Origin of the sequence: Pseudomonas mendocina, assembly GCF_900636545.1 — a bacterium.
Taxonomy (GTDB): Bacteria; Pseudomonadota; Gammaproteobacteria; order Pseudomonadales; family Pseudomonadaceae; genus Aquipseudomonas; species Aquipseudomonas mendocina.
Genome location: NZ_LR134290.1, coordinates 873833 through 897352 on the forward strand (window position 1 = coordinate 873833; position 23520 = coordinate 897352).

The 23520-nt window shown below is 64.0% G+C and carries 18 protein-coding genes and 1 pseudogene; all 19 read right to left on the reverse strand.

Annotated elements, in window-relative coordinates; all coding sequences use genetic code 11:
• Positions 1-79 precede the first annotated feature (79 nt).
• Positions 80-922 (reverse strand): urea ABC transporter ATP-binding protein UrtD, encoded by an 843-nt coding sequence (gene urtD / locus EL191_RS03995; RefSeq protein WP_041976655.1) that lies wholly within the window; start codon positions 920-922, stop codon positions 80-82.
• A complete protein-coding gene (urtC, locus tag EL191_RS04000; RefSeq protein ID WP_041976657.1) occupies positions 919-2010 on the reverse strand; it encodes an urea ABC transporter permease subunit UrtC in 1092 nt (363 codons plus the stop codon). The genes urtD and urtC overlap by 4 nt, the downstream gene beginning before the upstream one ends.
• A complete protein-coding gene (urtB, locus tag EL191_RS04005) occupies positions 2010-3578 on the reverse strand; it encodes an urea ABC transporter permease subunit UrtB (RefSeq protein ID WP_041976659.1) in 1569 nt (522 codons plus the stop codon). Before urtB ends, urtC begins: the two co-directional genes overlap by 1 nt.
• 172 nt (positions 3579-3750) lie before the next feature.
• The gene (urtA, locus tag EL191_RS04010; RefSeq protein ID WP_041976661.1) at positions 3751-5016 is read right to left on the reverse strand and encodes an urea ABC transporter substrate-binding protein; all 1266 of its coding nucleotides are present in this window, start codon (positions 5014-5016) and stop codon (positions 3751-3753) included.
• Between the two features lie 50 nt (positions 5017-5066).
• Positions 5067-5795: a GntR family transcriptional regulator gene (locus EL191_RS04015; protein WP_013713931.1), complete on the reverse strand. Its 729-nt coding sequence runs from the start codon at positions 5793-5795 to the stop codon at positions 5067-5069.
• An 8-nt stretch (positions 5796-5803) separates the two neighbouring features.
• Positions 5804-7604, reverse strand: a pseudogene (gene atzF / locus EL191_RS04020) (allophanate hydrolase).
• 226 nt (positions 7605-7830) lie between these two features.
• A complete protein-coding gene (locus EL191_RS04025) occupies positions 7831-8427 on the reverse strand; it encodes a MarC family protein (protein ID WP_041976665.1) in 597 nt (198 codons plus the stop codon).
• 42 nt (positions 8428-8469) lie between these two features.
• Positions 8470-11256: a hybrid sensor histidine kinase/response regulator gene (locus EL191_RS04030; protein ID WP_041976667.1), complete on the reverse strand. Its 2787-nt coding sequence runs from the start codon at positions 11254-11256 to the stop codon at positions 8470-8472.
• Between the two features lie 109 nt (positions 11257-11365).
• A complete protein-coding gene (gene purD, locus EL191_RS04035) occupies positions 11366-12655 on the reverse strand; it encodes a phosphoribosylamine--glycine ligase (protein ID WP_041976669.1) in 1290 nt (429 codons plus the stop codon).
• A 219-nt stretch (positions 12656-12874) separates the two neighbouring features.
• Complete coding sequence (purH, locus tag EL191_RS04040; RefSeq protein WP_041976671.1) at positions 12875-14482, reverse strand: bifunctional phosphoribosylaminoimidazolecarboxamide formyltransferase/IMP cyclohydrolase; 1608 nt, start codon at positions 14480-14482, stop codon at positions 12875-12877.
• A 74-nt stretch (positions 14483-14556) separates the two neighbouring features.
• Positions 14557-14877: a DNA-binding transcriptional regulator Fis gene (gene fis, locus EL191_RS04045; RefSeq protein WP_003242613.1), complete on the reverse strand. Its 321-nt coding sequence runs from the start codon at positions 14875-14877 to the stop codon at positions 14557-14559.
• Positions 14874-15872 carry a tRNA dihydrouridine synthase DusB gene (dusB, locus tag EL191_RS04050; protein WP_041769340.1) on the reverse strand — a complete coding sequence of 333 codons (999 nt, stop codon included), beginning with the start codon at positions 15870-15872 and terminating at the stop codon, positions 14874-14876. Before dusB ends, fis begins: the two co-directional genes overlap by 4 nt.
• Before the next feature lie 229 nt (positions 15873-16101).
• A complete protein-coding gene (locus EL191_RS04055) occupies positions 16102-17373 on the reverse strand; it encodes a DUF3426 domain-containing protein (protein WP_041976675.1) in 1272 nt (423 codons plus the stop codon).
• Positions 17374-17512: 139 nt separating this feature from the next.
• The gene (gene prmA, locus EL191_RS04060) at positions 17513-18391 is read right to left on the reverse strand and encodes a 50S ribosomal protein L11 methyltransferase (RefSeq protein ID WP_041976677.1); all 879 of its coding nucleotides are present in this window, start codon (positions 18389-18391) and stop codon (positions 17513-17515) included.
• 85 nt (positions 18392-18476) lie between these two features.
• Entirely contained in the window at positions 18477-19148 is a 672-nt protein-coding gene (locus tag EL191_RS04065; protein ID WP_041976680.1) for a DUF4272 domain-containing protein, read from the reverse strand.
• A gap of 75 nt (positions 19149-19223) precedes the next feature.
• Entirely contained in the window at positions 19224-20579 is a 1356-nt protein-coding gene (accC, locus tag EL191_RS04070; protein ID WP_013713943.1) for an acetyl-CoA carboxylase biotin carboxylase subunit, read from the reverse strand.
• A gap of 17 nt (positions 20580-20596) precedes the next feature.
• Positions 20597-21058 carry an acetyl-CoA carboxylase biotin carboxyl carrier protein gene (accB, locus tag EL191_RS04075; protein ID WP_013713944.1) on the reverse strand — a complete coding sequence of 154 codons (462 nt, stop codon included), beginning with the start codon at positions 21056-21058 and terminating at the stop codon, positions 20597-20599.
• Between the two features lie 50 nt (positions 21059-21108).
• On the reverse strand, positions 21109-21555 hold the full coding sequence (aroQ, locus tag EL191_RS04080) for a type II 3-dehydroquinate dehydratase (protein WP_013713945.1): 447 nt from the start codon (positions 21553-21555) through the stop codon (positions 21109-21111).
• A gap of 155 nt (positions 21556-21710) precedes the next feature.
• The gene (gene dsbD / locus EL191_RS04085; protein ID WP_041976682.1) at positions 21711-23495 is read right to left on the reverse strand and encodes a protein-disulfide reductase DsbD; all 1785 of its coding nucleotides are present in this window, start codon (positions 23493-23495) and stop codon (positions 21711-21713) included.
• Positions 23496-23520 lie beyond the last annotated feature (25 nt).

Here is a 23520-nt window from a genome sequence, read left to right on the forward strand (position 1 = left end):
GGCCGGGCGGCGAACCGATTAGCCGCGATGCTTTTGATCTTTAAGCGCTCGCGGCTAAAGCCCCTCCCACAGGTATGCGTTAGCGACCCAGATAAACCTCGATCACCCGCTCGTCGTTCTGTACCTGCTCCAGCGAGCCTTCGGCCAGCACGCTGCCCTGGTGCAGCACGGTGACGTGGTCGGCGATGGAGCCGACGAAGCCCATGTCGTGCTCGACCACCATCAGCGAGTGCTTGCGCGCCAACGACTTGAACAGTTCGGCGGTGAACTCGGTCTCGGCATCGGTCATGCCTGCCACCGGTTCGTCGAGCAGCAGCAGATGCGGCTCCTGCATCAGCAGCATGCCGATCTCGAGGAACTGCTTCTGGCCATGGGAGAGCAGGCCAGCCGGACGGTTGCGCGAAGCTTCCAGGCGGATGGTGGTCAGCACCTCCTCGATGCGATCCTTCTGCTCGCCACTGAGCCGGGCGCGCAGGCTTGCCCATACCGACTTGTTGGTCTTCTGCGCCAGTTCCAGGTTTTCGAACACCGTCAGTGCTTCGAACACCGTCGGCTTCTGGAATTTGCGGCCGATGCCGGCCTGGGCGATCTGCACTTCGCTCATGGTGGTGAGGTCGTACTGCTCGCCGAAGTAGGCCACGCCGTTGTCCGGGCGGGTCTTGCCGGTGATCACGTCCATCATTGTGGTTTTACCGGCGCCGTTCGGGCCGATGATGCAGCGCAGCTCACCGACGCCGATGTACAGGGTCAAGTTGGTCAGCGCCTTGAAGCCATCGAAGCTGACGTTGATGTCTTCCAGGGTGAGGATGGTGCCGTGGCGGACGTTGACGCCCTTGCCGACGTTCTTGCCGGTGTCCAGCGCCAGGCCGGTGGGGTCGAAAGCGGCTTCGAGCATGGTTTCAGGTACCGGAGTGGCTTTCATTGATCCTTCTCCTTGCGCAGCAAGCCCACCACGCCACGCGGTAGATACAGGGTGACGACGATGAATAGCGCACCCAGGGCGAACAGCCAGTATTCCGGGAAGGCCACGGTGAACCAGCTCTTCATGCCGTTGACCAGGCCGGCGCCAAGCAGCGGGCCGATCAGCGTGCCGCGACCGCCCAGGGCGACCCACACGGCGGCTTCGATGGACTGCGTCGGTGCCATTTCGCTGGGGTTGATGATGCCCACCTGCGGTACGTACAGCGCGCCGGCCAGGCCGCATAGCACCGCGCTCAAGACCCAGATGAACAGCTTGTAGCCGCGCGGATCGTAGCCGCAGAACATCAGGCGGTTCTCGGCGTCACGCAGGGCGGTGAGCACCCGGCCGAACTTGCTGCGTGCCAGGCGAAAGCCCAGGTACAGGCTGCCCACCAGCAGCACCACGGTGGCGAAGAACAGAGCCGCGCGAGTGCTCTGCGCGGTGATGTCGAAGCCGAGGATGCGGGTGAAGCCGGTAAAGCCGTTGTTGCCGCCGAAGCCGGTTTCGTTGCGGAAGAACAGGAGCATGCCGGCGAAAGTCAGCGCCTGGGTCATGATCGAGAAGTACACACCCTTGATCCGCGAGCGGAAGGCGAAGAAGCCAAACACCAGCGCCAACAGGCCGGGCGCCAGCACCACCAGGCACATCGCCCAGAGGAAGTTGGAGGTGCCGTACCAGTACCAGGGCAATTCGCTCCAGGCGAGGAAGCTCATGAAGGCCGGTAGGCCGTCACCTGCGCTCTGGCGCATCAGGTACATGCCCATGGCGTAGCCGCCGAGGGCGAAGAACAGGCCGTGGCCCAGCGACAGCATGCCGGCGTAGCCCCAGACCAGATCCAGCGCCAGGGCGACGATGGCGTAGCAGAGGATCTTGCCCACCAGGGTCAGCGAATAGGCCGAGACGTGCAGAGCATGGTCGGCCGGCAACAGGTGCAGCAGCGGCATGGCCAGCAGCACGGCCAGCACCAGCAGGCCGATGGCCAGCGAAACCTGCGGGCCGAGCTTGGCGCTGGCGCGGGCCAGCAACGTTTGATTGAGTGGCATGGTCATCAGTCGATCACCCGTCCTTTGAGAGTGAAGAGGCCTTGCGGGCGTTTCTGGATGAACAGAATGATCAGCGCGAGGATGAGGATCTTGCCGAGTACGGCACCGATCTGCGGCTCGAGGAATTTGTTCACCACGCCCAGGCCGAAGGCGGCCAGCACGCTACCGGCCAGTTGGCCGACGCCGCCGAGTACCACCACCAGGAAGGAGTCGATGATGTAGCTCTGACCGAGGTCCGGGCCGACGTTGCCGATCTGGCTCAGGGCCACGCCGCCGAGGCCGGCGATGCCCGAGCCGAGACCGAAGGCCATCATGTCCACGCGCCCGGTGGGCACGCCGCAGCAGGCGGCCATGTTGCGATTCTGCGTCACCGCGCGCACGTTCAGACCCAGGCGCGTCTTGTTCAGCAGCAGCCAGGTCAGCAGCACGACGAACAAGGCGAAACCGATGATGACGATGCGGTTGTAGGGCAGTACCAGGTTGGGCAGCACCTGCATGCCGCCGGACAACCAGGCCGGGTTGGCCACTTCGACGTTCTGTGCGCCGAAGGTGACGCGTACCAGTTGAATCAGGATCAGGCTGATGCCCCAGGTGGCCAGCAGGGTTTCCAGCGGCCGGCCGTAGAGGTGGCGGATTACCGTGCGCTCCAGGGCCATGCCTATGCAGGCGGTGACCACAAAGGCGATTGGCAGGGCGGCCAGCGGATAGAGGGCGAGATAGCCGGGCGCTAGCTTCTGGAATGCCAGCTGCACCACATAGGTGGTGTAGGCGCCGAGCATCAGCATCTCGCCGTGGGCCATGTTGATCACCCCGAGCAGGCCGAAGGTGATGGCCAGGCCGAGGGCGGCGAGCAGCAGGATCGATCCGAGCGACAGGCCACTGAAGGCCTGGCCGAGCAGTTCGCCGATCAGCAGTTTGTTCTTCACCTGGGCCAGGCTCTGCTCGGCAGCGGCGCGTACGGTGGCATCGCTTTCTTCGCCATCGAGCAGGCTTTGCAGGCGCGTGCGGGCCAGCGGGTCGCCGGTCTTGCCCAGACGCTCCACGGCAGCCAGGCGTACGGCTGGGTCGCTGGCCTCCAGCTGCAGATTGGCCATGGCCAGAGTAATGGCGTCGCGCACGCTCTCGTCGGCTTCCATGCTCAGGCGGCTTTCCAGCAAGGGCAGCAACGCTGGCGGCGTGTTGCGTTGCAGTTGCTTGGCGGCAGCGAGGCGTACGGCGGCGTCGTGATCGAGCAATTGATGGCTGGCCACGGCGAAGGTGGTCAAGCCGCGCAGGCGATTGTTCAGGCGCAGTTTGCGTGGCGTGCCGTTGGCTTCGGCAGTGCCATCAGCGGCTTGCCAGGTGCCGTCCTGTTCGATGAAGGCACGTTTGTCGGCATCGCTGCCGACGCGGCCCTGCTGCAGGGCTTGCAGCAGTGGCATGCGTTCGGGGCTGGGCGCGGCGGCCCAGTCCTGCAGCAGTTTGGCCTGCTTGCTGGCGTTGGCAGCGACGAAATCGTCGGCTTCGCCAGCCTGCGTCGCCAATGGCAGCAACAGCAGCAGGCTCAGGAGAATTCGGGTAAGGGCAGTGGGCATAAGGGTGTCCTTGGCGTAGCCCGGATGACGTCCGGGGCGAGCTTCCCGGATTGCATCCGGGCTACGGCGACCCTCTCCCCCGCCCCTCTCCCGCAAGCGGGAGGGGGAGACAAGCGGCACTGCAACTCATTGACGAGCTGTGGTTACCGCATGTGGGAGAGGGGCTTTTGCCTTAGTTCGACTTAACCGGGGTATCGGCTTTCTTGTTGTTGCCTTCGATGTACGGGCTCCACGGCTGGGCGCGGATCGGACCTTCGGTTTCCCAGACCACGGAGAACTGACCGTCATCCTGAATCTCGCCGATCATTACCGGCTTGTGCAGGTGGTGGTTCTTCTCGTCCATCTTCAGGGTGAAGCCGCTCGGCGCCGCGAACTCCTGGCCGGCCATGGCTTCGCGCACCTTGTCGACGTCGGTGGTGCCGGCCTTCTCGACGGCCTGCGCCCACATGTGGATGCCCACGTAAGTGGCTTCCATCGGGTCGTTGGTCACCACGGTGTCGGCGTTCGGCAGCTTCTTGGCCTTGGCGTAGGCTTTCCAGTCGGCGACGAACTTCTCGTTGACCGGATTTTCCACGGACTGGAAGTAGTTCCAGGCCGCCAGGTGGCCGACCAGCGGCTTGGTGTCGATGCCGCGCAGTTCTTCTTCACCCACGGAGAAGGCCACCACCGGCACTTCGGTGGCTTCCAGGCCCTGATTGGCCAGCTCCTTGTAGAACGGCACGTTGGAGTCGCCGTTCACAGTGGAAACCACGGCAGTCTTGCCGCCCGCGGAGAACTTCTTGATGTTGGCGACGATGGTTTGATAGTCGCTGTGACCGAACGGCGTGTAGACCTCTTCGATGTCCTTGTCGGCGATGCCCTTGCTGTGTAGGAAGGCGCGCAGGATCTTGTTGGTGGTGCGCGGGTAGACGTAATCGGTGCCGAGCAGGAAGAAGCGCTTGGCGCCGCCGCCGTCTTCGCTGAGCAGGTATTCCACTGCCGGGATGGCCTGCTGGTTTGGCGCCGCACCGGTGTAGAAGACGTTCGGCGACATCTCTTCGCCTTCGTACTGCACCGGGTAGAACAGCAGGCCGTTGAGCTCCTCGTAGACCGGCAGTACCGATTTACGCGACACGCTGGTCCAGCAGCCGAAGGTCACGGCGACCTTGTCCTGGGTCAGCAATTGACGGCCACGCTCGGCGAACAGCGGCCAGTTCGATGCCGGGTCGACCACCACCGCTTCGAGCTGCTTACCGAGTACACCGCCCTTGGCGTTGATCTCGTCGATGGTCATCAGCGCCATGTCTTTCAGCGAGGTTTCGGAAATGGCCATGGTGCCGGACAGCGAGTGCAGGACGCCGACCTTGATGGTCTCGGCGGCCTGGATGGACCAGGACAGGCCCATGGCGGCGATGGAAGCGGAAAGGGTAAAGGCCTTGATCAGGCTGCGACGTTGCATGGTGCGATCTCCATTCACAAGTGTGAGTAAGTGGACAGCGTTGTTATTGGTCATGCGTGAAGGTCATGGCCCGGTTGCTCCGGCATCTGCTCTACGCGCTGACGAGCGCCGTACAGCCTGTGCAAGGTGATGGAATGCACCTCTGCCTTGCTGACCTCTATATGGCCCTTGAGCAATTGCTGTGCCTCTTCTGAGCGACGAGTCAGGATTGCCTCGAGAATTCGCTGATGTTCGGCATAGGTCAGGTCGATGCGTCGGGCCTGAGTGAAATCCAGCCGCCTTAGAATGCGGATCTTCTCGCTGACATCGCGGTGCACTCTGGCCATTTCGCGATTGCCGGCGGCTTCCAGCAACTGGCAATGAAAGGCTTCATCGAGTTGCGAGACAGCGCTGCCGTCTTGCAGTTGCTCGTTCTTTCGCACCATCCAGGTGCGCGCAAGATCCTGCAGTGCAGGCGGATGTTCGTCCTTGGGGCGCTGGCAAAGTCGGCGTACGGCGTCGAGTTCGAGGACGATGCGCAGCTCGTACAATTCATCGAATTGCACGAAATCCAGTGGGCGAACCTGCCAGCCGCTGCGAAAGTGCACGTCGAGAAAACCCTCGCGTTGCAGGCGATGTAGCGCCTGGCGCACTGGCGTGCGGCTGGCTGCCATGCGCTCGGCGACCTGGCCTTCGGAGAAGCGTTCACCGGGCATCAGGCGGAACTCGAAGATATCGTCCTTGAGCTGCGCGTAGATGCGCTCGGCCAGGCTTTGCGGGCGCTCAGTGGCACGTGGCATGAGCGTGCTCAGGCCTTGGTGTTGGCGATGAACGCGCGCCAGCCACCGAAGCTGGTGATATCGCGCGCGCCGTCCAGCGCATAGGGCTCGCAGATGAAGCCCTTGACCCAGCGGCCGTCGGCCAGCTCCAGGTTGCCGATGCCCAGCGGTGGTGGGATCTCGGCGACGAACTCGCCGAAGCGCGCTTGCGGCACGTCCCACAGCTCGACGATGATCTCGGCGCCGTCCTCGGCGACCCGCGCCAGGCCCGGCTTGGGCGGCACGGTGCCGGGCAGCGCGTAGAGGCGGTAATGCGCGGCGCTGGTGGTCTGCTCCACCAGCACCGCATCGCGCGTGGTGAGCTGGAAGTTCAGCGGCATGCCGGTCAGGTGCGCGCCGACCACGGCAACACGGATGCAACCTGGCGCCGGCTTGTCGCTAAGGGTTTGCGCTGGCAGCGGTTTGCCGGTGGCGCCCAGCGGCAGATTGAGTGCCTGCTGCCAGCGCTGACCGAAGGCGGCCAGTGCCTGGTCATGCCAGGCCGGGGCGAGCAGGGTGATGCCGGCCGGCAGACCATCGGCGCGCAGCCCTGCCGGCACGGCCAGGGCGGCTAGGTCGGCAAGGTTGGTGAAGTTGGTGTAGGTGCCGAACTGGCTGTTGAACAGCACCGGTTCGTCCTCCATTTCGGCCAGGGTGCGGATGGTCGGCGAGGTCGGCACCACCAGGGCGTCGAAGCCAGCCAGGGCGTCGTTGATGACGCGGCTCAGTTCGGCGCGGATGTACTCGGCCTTGTAGGCGTCGCAGGCGCTGTACTTTTGACCGTTCTCGACTATGCCGCGCACCACCGGGTTGATGTGTTCGGGGTTCACGCCTTCTACCGCGACGGTGCGTTCGGCGACCCAGGGGCCGTAGTAAAGCTGCTCGGCCAGTTGCTGGAAGGGGGCGAAATCGATCTCCACCAGCTCGGCGCCCAGTTCGCGCAGTGTGCCCAGGGCCGCCTCATAGACGGCCTGGTTCTGGCTGTCGCCGAAGAACTCGGGGTTGGCCGGTACGGCCAGGCGCGGCTTGGTCGGCATGGCGACCTTGGCGCTGTTCGGATTCGTGCGGCTGTAGGCATCGGCAGCGTCATAGCCACCGGCGATATTGGCCACTGCCAGGGCATCGCTCACGGTCAGAGCGAATACCGAGATGCAGTCCAGGGTGCGGCAGGCCGGCACCAGGCCGGTATTGGGCAGCCAACCCTTGGTCGGCTTGAGCCCGACGATATTGTTGAAACCGGCCGGCACACGGCCCGAGCCGGCGGTATCGGTGCCCAGGGCGAAGGGCACCAGGCCACGGGCGACCACGCTGGCCGAGCCGGAGCTGGAGCCGCCGCTGACGTAAGCCGGGTTGAAGCTGTTGGGCACTGCGCCGTGAGGCGAGCGGGTGCCGACCAGGCCGGTGGCGAACTGATCGAGGTTGGTCTTGCCGACCAGGATGGCGCCGGCGGCGCGCAGGCGTGCGACTACTGTGGCGTCAGCCTTGGCCACATAGGCGAACTCGGGGCAGGCGGCCGTGGTGGGCCAGCCGGCCGCATCGATATTGTCCTTGATGGCGAAAGGCACGCCATACAGCGGCAGCTTGCTGAGGTCGCCGGCGGCGTTTTCCCAGCGCGCTGGTCAGGGCATCTAGTTGAGCGTTCAGTTGAGCTTCGCTGGCCAGGGCGATCCAGGCGCTGTCATCGCTGCGCAGTTCCAGGCGCAGAGCGTGCAGCAGTTCGGCAGGGGATTGGCCGTCGCGGTAGGCCTGTTGCCACTGCGCGAGGGTGAAAGCGATAGGTGCGTTGGACATGCTTCGAGATTCCATCTTGTATCCAAGTTGGAATCGCTAGAGCAATGAGGATGCCAGGTCTTATAAAGCCTTATTTTTCAGCTGCTTATAAGTTTTATAAGGCGCGCGAGAAAAGCGCTGGGTCGGTTGCAATGCACCGAGCTAGAGCGTTGTTGCAAGCATATGGTGCAGAAGGAGCGGCGTAGCCCGGATGAAATCCGGGGCAGGACATACGCTCGTCGCGGCGTTACGGCTCCAGGTAGTTCTTCACCCCGGTGAAGATGATCTGCGCGGCCAGGGCGCAGACGAACAGGCCCATCAGGCGGCTGACGATCTGCAGGCCCTGGTCACCGAGCAGGCGCTCGAACTGGTTGGACAGGTACAGCACGACGCCCACGGTGAGGCTGGCGAGGAAGATCGCCGCCACGGCGACCAGTTTGTCGTCCCAATGCGGCTGGCTGGCGCCCATCAGCAGCAGGGCACCGATGGTGCCTGGGCCGACGGTGATGGGAATGGTCAGCGGCACGATGGTCACGTCCTGCTGCACGTTGTCGCTCTGCACCGCCGACTTGCCCTGGGCCATGCCGAGGGCAGAGATGAACAGCACGCTGCCTGCGCCGATGCGGAAGGCGTCGATGGTGATGCCGAACAGGGTGAAGATGTGCTTGCCGAACAGGTACAGCAGCACGCTGGCGATCAGCGTGGCCAGCGCCACCTTCCAGGCCAGGCGCTTGCGTTCCTTGAGGGTGTAGCCGCGACTGAGGCCGATAAAGCAGGACAGGACGAAGAAGGGGCTATAGAGCACCAGCATCTTCAGGTAGAGGCTGAACATATCGGACGCCATGGCGGCAGGCTCGCAGGAAGGCAGAAAAAGACTAGAAGACCATCAATGTGGCAGGGCGTCACGCTGGCGGCGCAGTTCGCGCTCGGCGATCCAGTGCTCGATCAGCTCGCGCAGCTGTGACAGCTCCACCGGCTTGGACATGTGTCCATCCATGCCGACGGCACGGGCACGCTCCTTGTGTTCGCTGAGGATATGCGCGGTCAGCGCCACCACCGGCGTACGCGGGCGCTTCTCGCTCTTCTCCCAGGCGCGCAGCTGTTCGGTGGCGGAGAAACCATCGAGCACCGGCATTTCGCAATCCATCAGCACCAGGTCGTAGGGCTGCGCTTTCATCGCGCTGAGGGCTTCCTCGCCGTTGCTGGCGGTGTCGGGCTTGAGGTTGAGCTTGCCGAGCATGCCGCGAATCACCTTGGTGGAGATGCTGTTGTCCTCGGCCACCAGGATGCGGAAGTCGGCCGGCACGTTCAGCGGCGTACTCACCGGCGTCGGCGCGGCCTGGGCCGGGGTGTCGTTGGGGCGTTGGGCCAGCTCGTCGGCCAGGGTGGTCTTGAGCGTGTAGCCGGCCACCGGCTTGGCCAGGATGCGCTTGATCCCGGCGTTGCGTGCGATCACCTTGCTCGGCGCATTGCTGATGCCGGTGAGCATGATGATCAGAATGTCGTGATTGAGGCTCGGGTCTTCCTTGATCTTGGCCGCCAGTTGCATGCCGGTCATGCCGGGCATGTCCTGGTCGAGCAGCACCGCATCGAAGTACTCGCGCATGTGCGCCTTGGTGCGCAGCAGCGCCAGAGCTTCCTTGCCGGAAGGGACGGCACTGACCTGCATGCCCCAGGCGTTGCACTGCTGCATCAGTACCTTGCGGCAGGTGTCGTTGTCGTCCACCACCAGCAGGCGCGCACCTTGTAGCGGGCTGTCGAGGTCGGTTTCCGGCTGTTCCAGGCGGGCGGCGTCCAGCGGCAGGGTCAGCCACAGGGTAGTGCCCTGGTTACCGCTGCCCTGGATGCCGAACTCGCCGCCCATCAGGCGCACCAGCTGGCGCGCGATGATCAGGCCGAGGCGTCCGCCCAGTTGCGTGGCGGCAAGGAAGTCACGGCTCTGCAGTTCGGCGTTGAGCAGCGCGTTGCGTTCCTCCGGCAGCAGTGGGCGGCCACTGTCCTGCACGGCGACGCGCAGGCGATGCTGACCGTCGCTGCTGTCCAGCGCCGCGACCAGCAGGATCTCGCCTTCGTCGGTCTGCTTGAAGGCGTTGTCCAGCAGGCTCAACAGGGCCTGGCGCAGGCGCGTGGGGTCGCCGCTTATCACGCGCGGGACTTGCGGCTGGATGAAGCTGATCAGCTCCACCTTCTGCTGCTCGGCCTTGGCGCGGAAGATATCCAGGCAATCCTCGATCAGCGCGCCGAGGTCGAACTGCACGTCGTCCAGCTCGATCTGCCCGGATTCCAGCTTGGAAATGTCGAGAATTTCGTTGATCAGGGTAAGCAGCTCGTTGCCCGAACTGTGGATGGTCTGCACGTAGTCGCGTTGCTTGGCCGACAACGGTGTGCCCAGCAGCAGCTCGGTCATGCCCAGCACGCCGTTCATGGGCGTGCGGATCTCGTGGCTAATCTTGGCCAGGAACTCGGCCTTGGCCCGCAGCTCGGCGCTGCTGGCGGCCATGGCGGTGCGCTCGTGCAGGGTGTCGCGCTGAATCTGCCGTTGGCGTTCGGTCAATGACACGCTGAGGATCAGACCGGCCAGGGTCGCGACACTGAACACACCGAGCACCAGCCAGCCTGGATTGAGCTGGTCGAAACCGAGCAGCACGGGTACGAAGAAAGCGAAGCCGAGGTTGAACACCACCATGCCGACGGTGATCAGGCGTGCCGGCTGATAGCCCGAGCGCCAGTGCAGCGCGCTCACCAGCAGCAGGTTGATCGCGCTCAGGGCCACCAGCAGGTAGACCAGCGAGCTGTACCAGAGCAGACCGGTGACGGTGATGCACAGGGCGTAGACCAGAATCAGCAGGGCATTGCCCTGCAACAGGCGATTGAGCCGGCTGTGCTGAACCGGCGTACCGTGCATGAAGCCGAGGCCGAAGGCCAAAGCGCTGAACGCGGCGAACAGGGCCGAGAGGTCGGCGATAAGGGACTGGTTGTAACCCAGGCTGGGCAACCACTGGGCGAAGATGCCGAGGTTGGCCGACGAGCAGACGGCCAGGCCGATGTTCACCCCGGCCAGCCACAGGCCACTGGCGCTGCGGCTGTAGATAAAGCGGATGAGGTTGTACAGGGTCAGCAGCAACAGCGCGCCGAACAGCATGCCGTAGAGGTAGGCGGGCTTTTCCAGGCTGACCAGCTCGGCCTGGTCCATGACCTTGAACCAGGTCATCAGCGGATGGTTGGAGGTCAGGCGAACATAGGCGACGCGGGCCTGGCCATCATTGGGCAGGGGCATCAGGTAGAAACGCGACGGTAGCGGTCGCGAGTCCAGCGGCATGGCTTCGCCGGTGTGCAGGTTCTGCTCCAGTTGGCCGTCTTTCAGCAGGTAGTAGTCGAGATACTGCACCCGTGGCGAGAAGATCCACAGCCAGGCAGGTTGCTGCTGTGGCGCCAGTTCGGCGCGAAGCCAGACGGCGTGGTCACTGGGTGGGAAGGTGAAGGACTGTTTGCTCAGCGGCTTGAACTGCTGGCGCTGGGCGCGCACTTCTTCGAGGCCCAGGCGGGCGCTGGCGTCGACCAGATAGGACCAGCCATGCGCGATTGTCGGGGCTGAGTTCGCACTGGCTGTCAGGGCAAGGCCGAGCAACAGCAAACTGACGAGTAGTCCGATGGCAATCCTGAGCCGACGCACGGGCAAAATCCTTCTAAATGAGTGGCCGGATTATAGCCAGGCATTTGTTCGCGGGAATACGGCGCGGCGGGGCTTTTTATGCCTGTCGCGCCGTATTCCCTGAGCGGCCTCAGCCTTCGCCGCGCTCGCGGGCGATAGCGCGGTAGCCGATGTCGTTGCGGTGGAACATACCGTTCCAGCGAATCTTCTCGGCCAGGCGGTAGGCTTGCTGCTGGGCATCGGCGACGCTGGCGCCGATGGCAGTGGCGCACAGCACGCGGCCGCCGGCGGTGACGATCTGGCCGTCCTTCAGCGCGGTGCCGGCGTGGAACACCTTGCCGTCGAGCTTGGCTGCTTCATCCAGACCTTCGATCACGTCACCCTTGGCGTAGTCGCCCGGGTAGCCGCCAGCGGCCAGCACCACGCCCACGGTCGGACGCGGGTCCCAGGTCGCTTCGACCTTGTCCAGCGCCTTGGCCAGGGCAGCCTCGACCAGCAGCACCAGGGAGCTTTCCAGACGGCACATGATCGGCTGGGTTTCCGGGTCGCCGAAGCGGCAGTTGAACTCGATGACTTTCGGCGCGCCGGATTTGTCGATCATCAGGCCCGCGTAGAGGAAGCCGGTGTAAACGTTGCCTTCAGCCGCCATGCCACGCACGGTCGGGTAGATCACCTCGTCCATCACGCGTTTGTGCACCTCGGCGGTGACCACCGGAGCAGGCGAGTAGGCACCCATGCCGCCAGTGTTCGGGCCGCTATCGGCGTCGCCAACGCGCTTGTGGTCCTGGCTGGTGGCCATCGGCAGCACGTTCTCGCCGTCGACCATGACGATAAAGCTGGCCTCCTCGCCGTCGAGGAATTCCTCGATCACCACGCGCGAGCCGGCGTCACCGAAAGCGTTGCCGGCGAGCATGTCGCGCACGGCGTCTTCGGCCTCACTCAGGGTCATGGCGACGATCACGCCCTTGCCCGCAGCCAGGCCGTCGGCCTTAATCACGATCGGAGCGCCTTTCTCGCGCAGGTAGGCCAGTGCCGGCTCGATCTCGGTGAAGTTCTGGTAGTCGGCGGTGGGGATCTTGTGGCGTGCCAGAAAATCCTTGGTGAAGGCCTTGGAGCCTTCCAGCTGGGCAGCGGCGGCGGTAGGGCCGAAGATGTCCAGTTTGCGGCTGCGGAATAGGTCGACCACGCCTTTGACCAGCGGCGCTTCCGGGCCGACGATGGTCAGTTGCACGTTCTTCTCGGCGAAGTCCGCCAGTGCTTCGATGTTCAGCACGTCGATGGCGACGTTCTCGCACTTGGCTTCCACCGCAGTGCCGGCGTTGCCGGGGGCGACGAACACTTTCTCGACGCGCTTGTCCTGCGCCACTTTCCAGGCCAGGGCGTGTTCACGGCCGCCGCTGCCGATGATCAGTACGTTCATTGCGTTCTCCTCGAGGAGGTGGGCCAGGGGCCCCGATGGTGGATGAGAAAAGCGTCATCCACTCTACAAAAGCTTATTCCTGCAGACCTTCGGGGGCGCGATGGAGCGGGTAGATGCAAGGCGTCCGGGCCCTCACCAAGCGGAGTTGCCTTCTGGCAATGAGCATTGGGGAGGGGCCGGACAACGCAGCAGATGCCTGCTTCAGTGCGTCCCTGTCACTCAGTGCCTAAAGTGGCGCATGCCGGTGAAAACCATGGCAATGCCTGCTTCGTCGGCCGCCGCGATCACTTCGTTGTCACGCATCGAACCACCCGGCTGGATCACCGCGGTGATGCCGGCCTTGGCGGCGTTGTCGATGCCGTCGCGGAACGGGAAGAACGCGTCCGAGGCCATCACTGCGCCCGGTACCGGCAGGCCGGCGTGCTCGGCCTTGATGGCGGCGATGCGCGCGGAGTTGACGCGGCTCATCTGGCCGGCGCCGACACCGACGGTCTGGCGGTTCTTGGCGTAGACGATGGCGTTGGATTTGACGAACTTGGCCACTTTCCAGGCGAAGATCAGGTCGTGGATTTCCTGCTCGCTCGGCGCGCGCTGGGTGACGATCTTCAGGTCTTCTGCCTTGATCATGCCGATATCGCGGCTCTGTACCAGCAGACCGCCATTGACGCGCTTGAAGTCCCAGCCCGCGGCGCGCTCGGCCGGCCACTCGCCGCATTCGAGCAGGCGCACGTTGGCCTTGGCTGCCACCACTTCACGAGCGGCAGCGCTGATTTTCGGGGCGATGATCACTTCGACGAACTGACGCTCGACGATGGCCTGGGCGGTTTCACCGTCCAGTTCGCGGTTGAAGGCGATGATGCCGCCGAAGGCGGATTCGGTGTCGGTGGCGTAGGCCAGGTCGTAGGCCTTGCGGATGCCGCCTTCGTCTTCCGGCACCACGGCGACGCCGCAGGGGTTGGCGTGCTTGACGATCACGCAGGCCGGCTTGACGAAGCTCTTCACGCATTCCAGCGCGGCGTCGGTGTCGGCCACGTTGTTGAACGACAGTTCCTTGCCTTGCAGCTGCACGGCGGTGGAAACGCTGGCTTCGCCCTTCTTCGCCTCGACGTAGAAGGCCGCGCTCTGGTGCGGGTTCTCGCCGTAGCGCATTTCCTGCGCCTTGATGAACTGGCTGTTGAAGGTGCGCGGGAAGGCGCCACGGCCTTCGGTGGACAGGGTGGCTGCCGCTTGGTCGATGGTGCCCAGGTAGTTGGCGATCATGCCGTCGTAGGCCGCGGTGTGCTCGAAGGCTTTCAGGGCGAGGTCGAAGCGCTGGGCGTAGGTCAGACCGCCGGCTTTCAGGGAGGTGACGATGCCGCCGTAGTCACCGGTGTTGACCACGATGGCCACGTCTTTATGGTTCTTCGCTGCCGAGCGAACCATGGTCGGGCCGCCGATGTCGATGTTCTCGATGGCGTCGGCCAGGTCGCAATCAGGCTTGGCCACGGTGGCTTCGAAGGGGTAGAGGTTGACCGCCACCAGGTCGATCGGCTTGATGCCATGCTCGTCCATCACCGCGCCGTCCAGGGCGCGACGGCCGAGGATGCCGCCGTGGATCTTCGGGTGCAGGGTCTTCACGCGGCCGTCCATCATTTCCGGGAAACCGGTGTAGTCAGCCACTTCCACTGCGGCCACGCCGTTGTCCTTGAGCAGCTTGTAGGTGCCGCCGGTGGAGAGAATCTCGACACCGAGGGCGCTCAGTTCGCGAGCGAATTCGAGGACGCCGGTCTTGTCGGAAACGCTGATCAGCGCGCGGCGGACGGGCAGAAGGGTGGTCTGGTCGGTCATTTCACTATCCATCAGAGCGGGGATATCAGCAAAAAAGGCGGCTCATGCGGGCCGCCCTTTTCGGGAGTTCGGGGTTACAGCAGGTCGTACTGCTTGAGCTTCTTGCGCAGCGTGCCGCGGTTCAGGCCGAGCAGTTCGGAGGCCTTGGTCTGGTTACCTTTCACATGATTCATGACGGTTTCCAGCAGCGGCGCTTCGACTTCGGTGAGTACCAGGTTGTACACGTCGGTGACGTCCGCGCCCTCGAGGTGGGCGAAGTAGTTGTGCAGTGCCTTCTCCACGGCGCCGCGCAAGGTCTGGCCCTCTTCGCTCGGCGTGTTCAGGTGCTGTTTAAGGCTGGTGTTGTCACTCACGGGTGCAATTCCACTCACTAGGGTCTCTGTCATCAACGTCATGCGGCCACCTCGTTTTCATCGTTGTGCCGTTCGCGGAAGAACGCGCGAACGTGGGCGCACTGTGCGTCCGTGCTGTCCAGACGGTTGAACTGGGCGCGAAACTCCCTGGCGCCCGGCAGGGTTGCCAGATACCAGCCGACATGCTTGCGGGCGATGCGTACGCCCATCAATTCGCCATAGAAGGCGTGCAGTGCGGCAAGGTGTTCCAGCAGAATGCGTTCCACTTCGAGCAGGCTCGGTGCCGGGAGGATTTCGCCGGTACGCAGGTAGTGCTCGATTTCACGGAAAATCCACGGCCTGCCCTGGGCGGCGCGACCGATCAGCAAGGCGTCGGCGCCGGTGGCGTCGAGCACGGCCTTGGCTTTTTCTGGGGAGTCGATGTCGCCATTGGCGAACACCGGAATCGATACCGCCTGCTTGATGGCGGCGATGGTCTCGTACTCGGCTTCGCCGGTGTACAGGTCGGCGCGGGTGCGGCCATGTACGGCCAGCGCACTGATGCCGGCATCTTCGGCGATTTTCGCCACGATGATGCCGTTCTTGTTCTGCCGATCCCAGCCGGTGCGGATCTTCAGCGTTACCGGCACGTCCACCGCACCGACCACGGCATCGAGGATCTCGCGTACCAGCGGTTCGTCACGCAGCAGGGCGGAACCGGCAGCCTTGTTGCAGACTTTCTTGGCCGGGCAGCCCATGTTGATGTCGATGATCTGCGCGCCCAGCTCGACGTTCTTGCGCGCGGCGTCAGCCATCATCTGCGGGTCGCCACCGGCGATCTGCACCGAGCGCGGCTCGGGATCACCGGCATGCAGCAGGCGCAGGCTGGATTTACGGCTGTTCCACAGGCGCACATCGCTGGTGACCATCTCCGACACCACCAGGCCGGCGCCGAGGCGACGGCACAACTGGCGGAACGGGCGATCGGTGACGCCGGCCATGGGGGCCAGGATCAACCGATTGGGCAATGTGTAGGGGCCAATACGTGGGGCCGACATGGGGCGTCCCTGCTTGTTGGTTCGCAGTTGAGACTGTAAGCGATCAACACCTGGCCTCCACTGTGTCCTCAGGGGAAACGATGGTGGGTCGGTGCTCGCGAAAGGGTGGGCATGATACCCGCTCTGGATGACTGGATAAAGGTCGTTTTGAACAAATTCTGAACAGCTATGGGCTTATCGCCAGTAGTTAGATGGACGGCCTGCGACCACGGGTCGCGCCGTCTTTGGGCTACTCGGGCGAGTGGAAGCTGAGGCTGTAATTGACCGCGCGAGGGCCGGGGTCGAGGATGTCCAGCGAGATGTGAATGGGCGTCTGCGGCGGCATTTCGCTCTGCCCGGCCAGCTCGCCGGCAAGGTATTCGCTGGGCTTGAAGCGACGGCTGGCGACCAGTTGCCCGCCCAGGTCGGCGAAGCGCATTTCCAGCAGCGGAAAGGGTTGGGCGAAGGGCGCGCGGTTGTAGAGTATGGCGTCGACGATCAGTGCTCCGGAGAACTCCGGGTGGCTGCGCACTACCAGGTTGCTGCTGCGAATCTGGCTGATGTCGACTTTCGACGGCAGGGAACAGCCGATGCTCGGGCACAGCTGTTCGAACCAGGGGCGATAGCGATCCTGGCGTGCCAGTTCATCGAAGTTATAGGCCGCGTACTGGAGCAGCAGGCCGCCCGCTGCCAGCAGGTTGAGCAGACCCCAGCCGAGCACGCGTCCCCAGGCGATGCCTTGTGGTTGGTGCCAGTCGAGCTGCAGGGGTTCGTCGTCCAGTTCGAACAGGCGCTCCTCGCGCAGGCCCGGTTCGTTGCGTGTCACTTTGGGCGCTTCACGCTCGCTGTGCAGTCCGTCGTCCTGTTGCTCGCGCTCATCGGGTTCGTCATCGAGATTGCCCAGGCGTGGCTCGTCGGTTTCGTCGAGGTCGTCGTCGATGGCCTGCTTGCGGGGCGTGACAGACGGGGCGAACGCGGTGTTGACCTTGGGTTTAGGTGCGGCAATCGGTTCGGGCTGCTGCTCGGTCGGCTGCAGTTCGAAGCTGTCGCGCTCGCGCTTCACCGGCTCGTCACGTAGCAGGGCTTCGGCCCAGGCTTCGTCATGCGTTTCTTCGTGTTCATCCGCCGCATTGCTGTTGAAGTTCTCGGCGTAGCGCGGTGCTCGCTCCAGGGCGAGGAACTGTTGCGACAGTTGCTGCTCCTGCTCTTCCAGCCGTGCCAGTTCCTCGTCCAGATCAAGGCTGTCCAGATCGAGGTCGTCGTGGATCCACAGCGTATCGTCAGCCGGCTTCTTTGCTGGCGGCTTGGTACTGCCGTCGGCCTGAAGGTTGCTGACCGGGGCGCTGGTCATCGTGACTGGTGCAGCGGCTGCCCCTCGCGGGCCGAACAGTTGCTCGGCTGCGTTGAACACGTGCAGGCAGGCTCCGCAGCGCACTGCGCCATGGGCAGCAGCCAGCTGCGCCTGACTGACGCGGAAGCTGGTGCGGCAATGGGGGCACTGGGTGACGTGGCTTTCGCTCATGCGCGGGTCCGGAAAATCCAAGCAGCTAGTCTAAAGGAGCGGCTTCAGGCTGCAAGCCACAAGCTGCAAGTAAGGGCAAAGCAGCCCGGCCTTCATCCGGGCTAGCCTGCATGTTGCGGCCTTCAGCCTTGCCGCGTGCTTAGCGTTTGACGCCGCTGATGCGCACCCAGCCGTCCTTGGTGGCGGTCGGGTCTAGGTCGAAGGCGCCGGCATAGGCGGCGCGGACTTCATCGGCCTGCTCGGCGAGGATGCCCGACAGCGCCAGGCGTCCTCCGCCTTTGACCAGCGCAGTGATCTGAGGTGCCAGGGAAACCAGCGGGCCGGCGAGGATGTTGGCGACGACCACGTCCGCCGGCTGCTGTGGCAGATCGGCCGGCAGGTAGACCGGGAAGCGTGCCGGGTCGATGCCATTGCGCGAGGCATTGTCGCGCGAGGCTTCCAGGGCTTGTGGGTCGATATCGGTGCCTACCGCCTGCGGCGCACCGAGCAGCAGGGCTGCGATGGCGAGGATGCCCGAGCCACAGCCAAAGTCGAGCACGCTGCAGTTGTCGAGCGTCTGACCGTCGAGCCATTCCAGGCACAGTGCAGTGGTCGGGTGGGTGCCGGTGCCGAAGGCCAGACCCGGATCGAGCAGCAGGTTGACCGCATCCGGCTCCGGGGCAGCGTGCCAGCTCGGCACGATCCACAGGCGCCGGCCGAAGCGCATCGGCTGGAAGTTGTCCATCCAGCTTCGTTCCCAGTCCTGATCCTCGATGCGCTCGACATGATGCTCCGGCAGCGAGCCGCCACACAGCAGTTGCAGGTGGGCGATCAGTGCGGTCTCGTCGGTGTCGGCTTCGAACAGGGCCAGCAGATGGGTGTGCGACCACAGCGGGGTGGTGCCCAGGTCCGGCTCGAAGATCGGCTGATCTTCGGCATCCATGAAGGTCACCGATACGGCGCCTACTTCCAGCAGGGCGTCCTCGTAGGTTTCCGCCTGTTCGGGAGTGATGGCGAGACGGACTTGTAACCAGGGCATGGGAAACTCTCTGTGCGAGCCGCGCGTTCAAGCCGGGCGCGGGGTGTTTGGTTCGGGGGGCCAGGGGCGTTGGCAATGGGCTGACTCAGGTACTGACGTCGGGATTGTCCCAGTCGTTCTGGCCATCGTTATCGATTAGCCAGTTTAAAGCGGCGTGGCGCTCCATGACTACGCTTGCGTTCATGCCAGCGGGCATCGGCGCCTGTTTCAGGCGGGCGTCGACGCAGGCCCAGTGGTAGCGATAGATAAGATCGGCTTCGTCGAGGATGCTGTGGATGTCGCGTAGCCGAACGTGCTGCAGGAACGCCGCGAAATTCTCATGCCGTGAAACGGCCTCGATGGCGAAATCGCAGTCGATGGTGTGGTCGGGAAAATCCAGCGTCTCGACAATGCCCAGGGCCCAGAGCAGTACCCAGTAGGCTTCGTACTTCCAGACCATATTGATGACGTCCTGCTGCTCGCCCTGGTTGTTGAGGATGCGCACTTCGGCGGGAGTCAGCTGGGTGATGCCGTATTGCTCCAGCAGTTGCTGGCACCACTGGGCCGTGTCGGGCGAATAGTTGCCGGCATTGCGGTCACAGGCGGCCTGGATGGTGATCAGGCAGGCAATGGCGCGCTGGGCGATTTCCTCTGCACTGCGCACGCGAACCTCGCTGGCGGGTTCGATCATCGGCAGGTGGTCGATATGGGGAATGCCGGCTGCCTGGAGTCTGGCGATGGAGGCGGCCTTGCGCTGTTCGGGGCTGAGTCCGTTCATATGGTTCATCCTTCTGGGGTGGAATGAAAAAGGGAGCGGCCATGGCCGCTCCCTTTCGATGCTACAAGAACCGGCTCAGTGCCTGTCCATACCCAGTTTCTTTTCCAGGTAGTGGATGTTCACGCCACCTTTGACGAAACCCTTGTCGCGGGTCAGGTCGCGGTGCAGCGGCACGTTGGTCTTGATGCCATCGACCACGATCTCGTCCAGGGCATTGCGCATGCGCGCCATGGCTTCGTCACGGTCCTTGCCGAAGGTGATGAGCTTGCCGATCAGCGAGTCGTAGTGCGGCGGCACGCTGTAACCGCTGTACAGGTGCGAGTCGACGCGAACGCCATTGCCGCCCGGAGCATGGAAGTGCTTGACCTTGCCGGGGCTGGGCATGAAGTTGTCCGGGTCTTCGGCGTTGATCCGGCACTCGACTGAGTGACCGAGGATCTTCACGTCTTCCTGCTTGATCGACAGCGGGTTGCCAGCGGCGATGCTGAGCATCTCCTTGACGATGTCGATGCCGGTGACCATCTCGGTGACCGGGTGCTCCACCTGAACACGGGTGTTCATCTCGATGAAGTAGAAGCGACCGTCTTCGTAGAGGAACTCGAAGGTGCCGGCGCCACGGTAGCCGATCTCGATGCAGGCATCGACGCAGCGCTTGAGCACTTCGGCGCGGGCCTTCTCGTCGATCAGCGGGGCCGGAGCCTCTTCGATCACCTTCTGGTGGCGACGCTGCAGCGAGCAGTCTCGGTCGTACAGGTGAATCGCGTTGCCCTGTCCGTCGGACAGCACCTGGACTTCCACGTGGCGCGGGTTGCCGAGGAATTTTTCCAGATAGACCATCGGGTTGCCGAACGCGGCACCGGCTTCGGTGCGGGTCAGCTTGGCCGATTTGATCAGGTCTTCTTCCTTGTGCACCACGCGCATGCCGCGACCGCCGCCGCCGCCGGCGGCCTTGATGATCACCGGGTAGCCCACTTCACGGGCGATGCGCAGGGCTTCTTCCTCGTCCTCCGGCAGCGGGCCGTCGGAGCCGGGAACCACCGGTACGCCGGACTTGATCATGGCGTCCTTGGCCGACACCTTGTCGCCCATCAGGCGGATCACGCTGGCGGTCGGGCCGATGAAGGCGAAACCGGAGTTTTCCACCTGCTCGGCGAAGTCGGCATTCTCGGCGAGGAAGCCGTAGCCCGGGTGGATGCCCGTAGCGCCGGTCAACTCAGCGGCGCTGATGATCGCCGGGATGTTCAGGTAGGACTGTGCGCCAGGTGCCGGACCAATGCAGACGGACTCGTCGGCCAGGCCCAGGTGCATCAGTTCGCGGTCGGCGGTGGAGTGCACGGCCACCGTCTTGATACCCAGCTCCTTGCAGGCACGCAGGATACGCAGGGCGATTTCGCCACGGTTGGCGATAAGGACTTTTTCCAGCTTCTGCATTGCAGGCTCCCCGTGCATCAAACGATGGTGAACAGGGGTTGGTCGTACTCAACCGGCTGGCCGTTTTCCACCAGGATGGATTCGATCACACCGCTGGCTTCGGCTTCGATGTGGTTCATCATCTTCATCGCTTCGACGATGCAGAGGATGTCGCCTTTCTTCACGGTCTGACCGACTTCGACGAAGTTGGCAGAGGTCGGCGAAGCAGCGCGGTAGAAGGTGCCGACCATCGGCGAGCGAGCCACGGTGCCGTTCAGCTTCGGCGCGGCAGCCGGAGCGGCTTCGGCGCTCGGAGCGGCAGCAGCGACAGGTGCGGCGACCGGAGCGGGTGCCGGGGCGTAGACCGGCTGGGCGGCATAGGCCGGCTGTTTGCTGTGACGGCTGATACGTACGGACTCTTCGCCCTCTTTGATCTCCAGCTCGTCGATACCGGACTCTTCCAGCAGCTCGATCAGTTTCTTGACTTTACGGATATCCATGAATGGTCAACTCCCAGAGGTGAGGTAGGACTTGTCTACCAGGCTACGCGTCAGGCGCGCCCGGTCAGTTGTTCGAGTGCCGCTTCCAGGGCCAGTCGATAACCGCTGGCGCCAAGCCCGCAGATCACCCCTACGGCAACGTCGGAAAAGTAGGAGTGATGGCGGAAAGGTTCACGCTTGTGCACGTTGGACAGGTGCACTTCGATGAATGGGATGCTCACCGCCAGCAACGCGTCACGTAATGCGACGCTTGTATGGGTAAAAGCGGCGGGATTGATCAGGATAAAGTCGACACCTTCACCCTTTGCGGCGTGAATGCGGTCGATCAATTCGTATTCGGCATTGCTCTGCAGGTACAGCAGATGGTGACCTGCGTCGCGGGCGCGCTGCTCCAGATCCTGATTGATCTGGGCGAGGGTGGTGGCGCCATATTTGTCGGGCTCGCGGGTGCCCAGCAGGTTGAGATTGGGGCCGTGCAGCACCAGTAGGGTGGCCATGGTCGCGTTCCTTGTTGTTCGGGCTGCGCGGGACTATGCCGTAGCTGGTCCGATGTCGGCAATAGCCGACACGATGCCCGGCGTTTGCGGCAAAAATATGACTATAGCGCTGGTTTTGGTCGTTGCCAGGCTTGCCCGGATCGCGCCGAGGTTTCTCAGCGGCTGGCCTTGCGGCTACTGGCCTGGTCCAGGCGAGCGGCGAAGGTGGCGGCGTCGACCTCACCTACGACACGCAGATCGAGCAATTCGTCACCATTGCCGGCGAACAACTGGATGGCTGGTGGGCCGAACAGCTTGTAACGGTCCAGCAGGGCGCGCTGGGCGGCGTTGCTGTCGGTGATGTCGAAGCGGATCAGGCGCCAGCCGCTCAGTTTGCTGCCAACCTCGGCGTTGCCGAACACCTCACGCTCGATGACCTTGCAGCTGATGCACCAGTCCGCGTACCAGTCCAGCAGCAGCGGCTGGCCGCCCGCTTTGGCCTCGGCCAGGGCCGCGTCCAGTTCGGCTGGGCTGCTCAGGGTTTGCCAGGCACCGCTCTTGGCGCTGCTTTGGCTGGCGCCGGCCTGCAACTGACCGAGCGGCTTGAGCGGGTCGGTAGCGCCCTGCAGGGCGCCGACCCAGGCGGCCAGGGCATAGACCAGCAGCGCCAGCCCGGCGACCTGGCCGAGTTTCTGCCGGTGCGTCTTGGGCCCGAACTCCAGTGCGCCGAGGAACACCGCCACGCCGCCGGCCAGCAGGCCCCAGAGCGCCAGACTGAGGCTGCCCGGCAGCACGCGTTCGAGCAGCCAGACCGAAACGGCCAGCAGCAGCACACCGAAGGCGTTGCGCACGGTGACCATCCATGTGCCGGTTTTCGGCAGCAATGCGCCGCCGCCCACGGCAAACAGCACCAACGGGGTGCCCATGCCAAGGCCGAGCGCCAGCAGCTTCAGGCCTCCACCCAGCGCATCGCCACTGGCGCTGATATAGAGCAGAGCGCCGGCCAGCGGTGCGGAAACGCAGGGGCTGACCAACAGGCTGGAAAGGATGCCGAGCAATGCGGCATTCACGTGCGAACCACCGTGAGTCTTGCCGGCTAGGCGATCCAGCGGTTCGCTGATGAAGCGTGGCAGGCGCAACTCGAACAGGCCGAACATAGCCAGCGCGAACACCGCGAAGAAGGCAGCGAAGGGCACCAGTACCCAGGGCGATTGCAGACGCGCCTGCAGGTTGAGGCCAGCACCGAACAGGCCCATCAGGGTGCCGAGGATGGCGAAACAGATCGCCATCGGCAGCACATACGCCAGCGACAGCGTCAGGCTGCGAAAGCCCCCCAGTTGCCCGCGTAGCACTACGCCGGAGAGGATCGGCAGCATGGGCAGTACGCAAGGGGTGAAGGTCAGTGCCAGGCCGCCTAAGAAGAACAGCGCCAGCTCCTTCCAGTACCAGTCGCCCGCGACAGGTGCTGCATCGTCGCTGGCGGCGGGTATGTCACCGATCTCGATGAACTCGTTTTCCGGCGGATAGCACAGGCCCTTGTCTGCGCAGCCCTGGTAGCCGACCTGCAGGCGCAGCGGTCGGTTGTCCGGGTTGTTCAGTGGCAGGCGAATATCCAGCACACCGTAGTAAACCTCGACATCGCCGAAGAATTCGTCGTGCTTGGCCTGGCCGGCGGGCAGCTCCGCCTCGCCGAGCGCCAGGTCGGCCGGTTCGACGCTGAAGTTGAAACGGTGGCGGTAGAGGTAATAGCCCTCGGTGGCGACGAAGCGCAGCGTCGCCGACTGTGTGTCACTGCTTACCAGGCTCAGCTTGAAGGCTTCACGCACGGGCAGAAAATCGTTGCTGTTGTTCAGCGGCGCGCCAAGTGGCGAGGCGGCCGGACGCTGATCGAACAGGCCGGCGCTGACCGGCAGGCTGAGGCAGAGCAGAAGCAGGGGAAGCAACAGTCGACGCAGTGACATCGGGTGAACATCTCGGCGAAAGGTG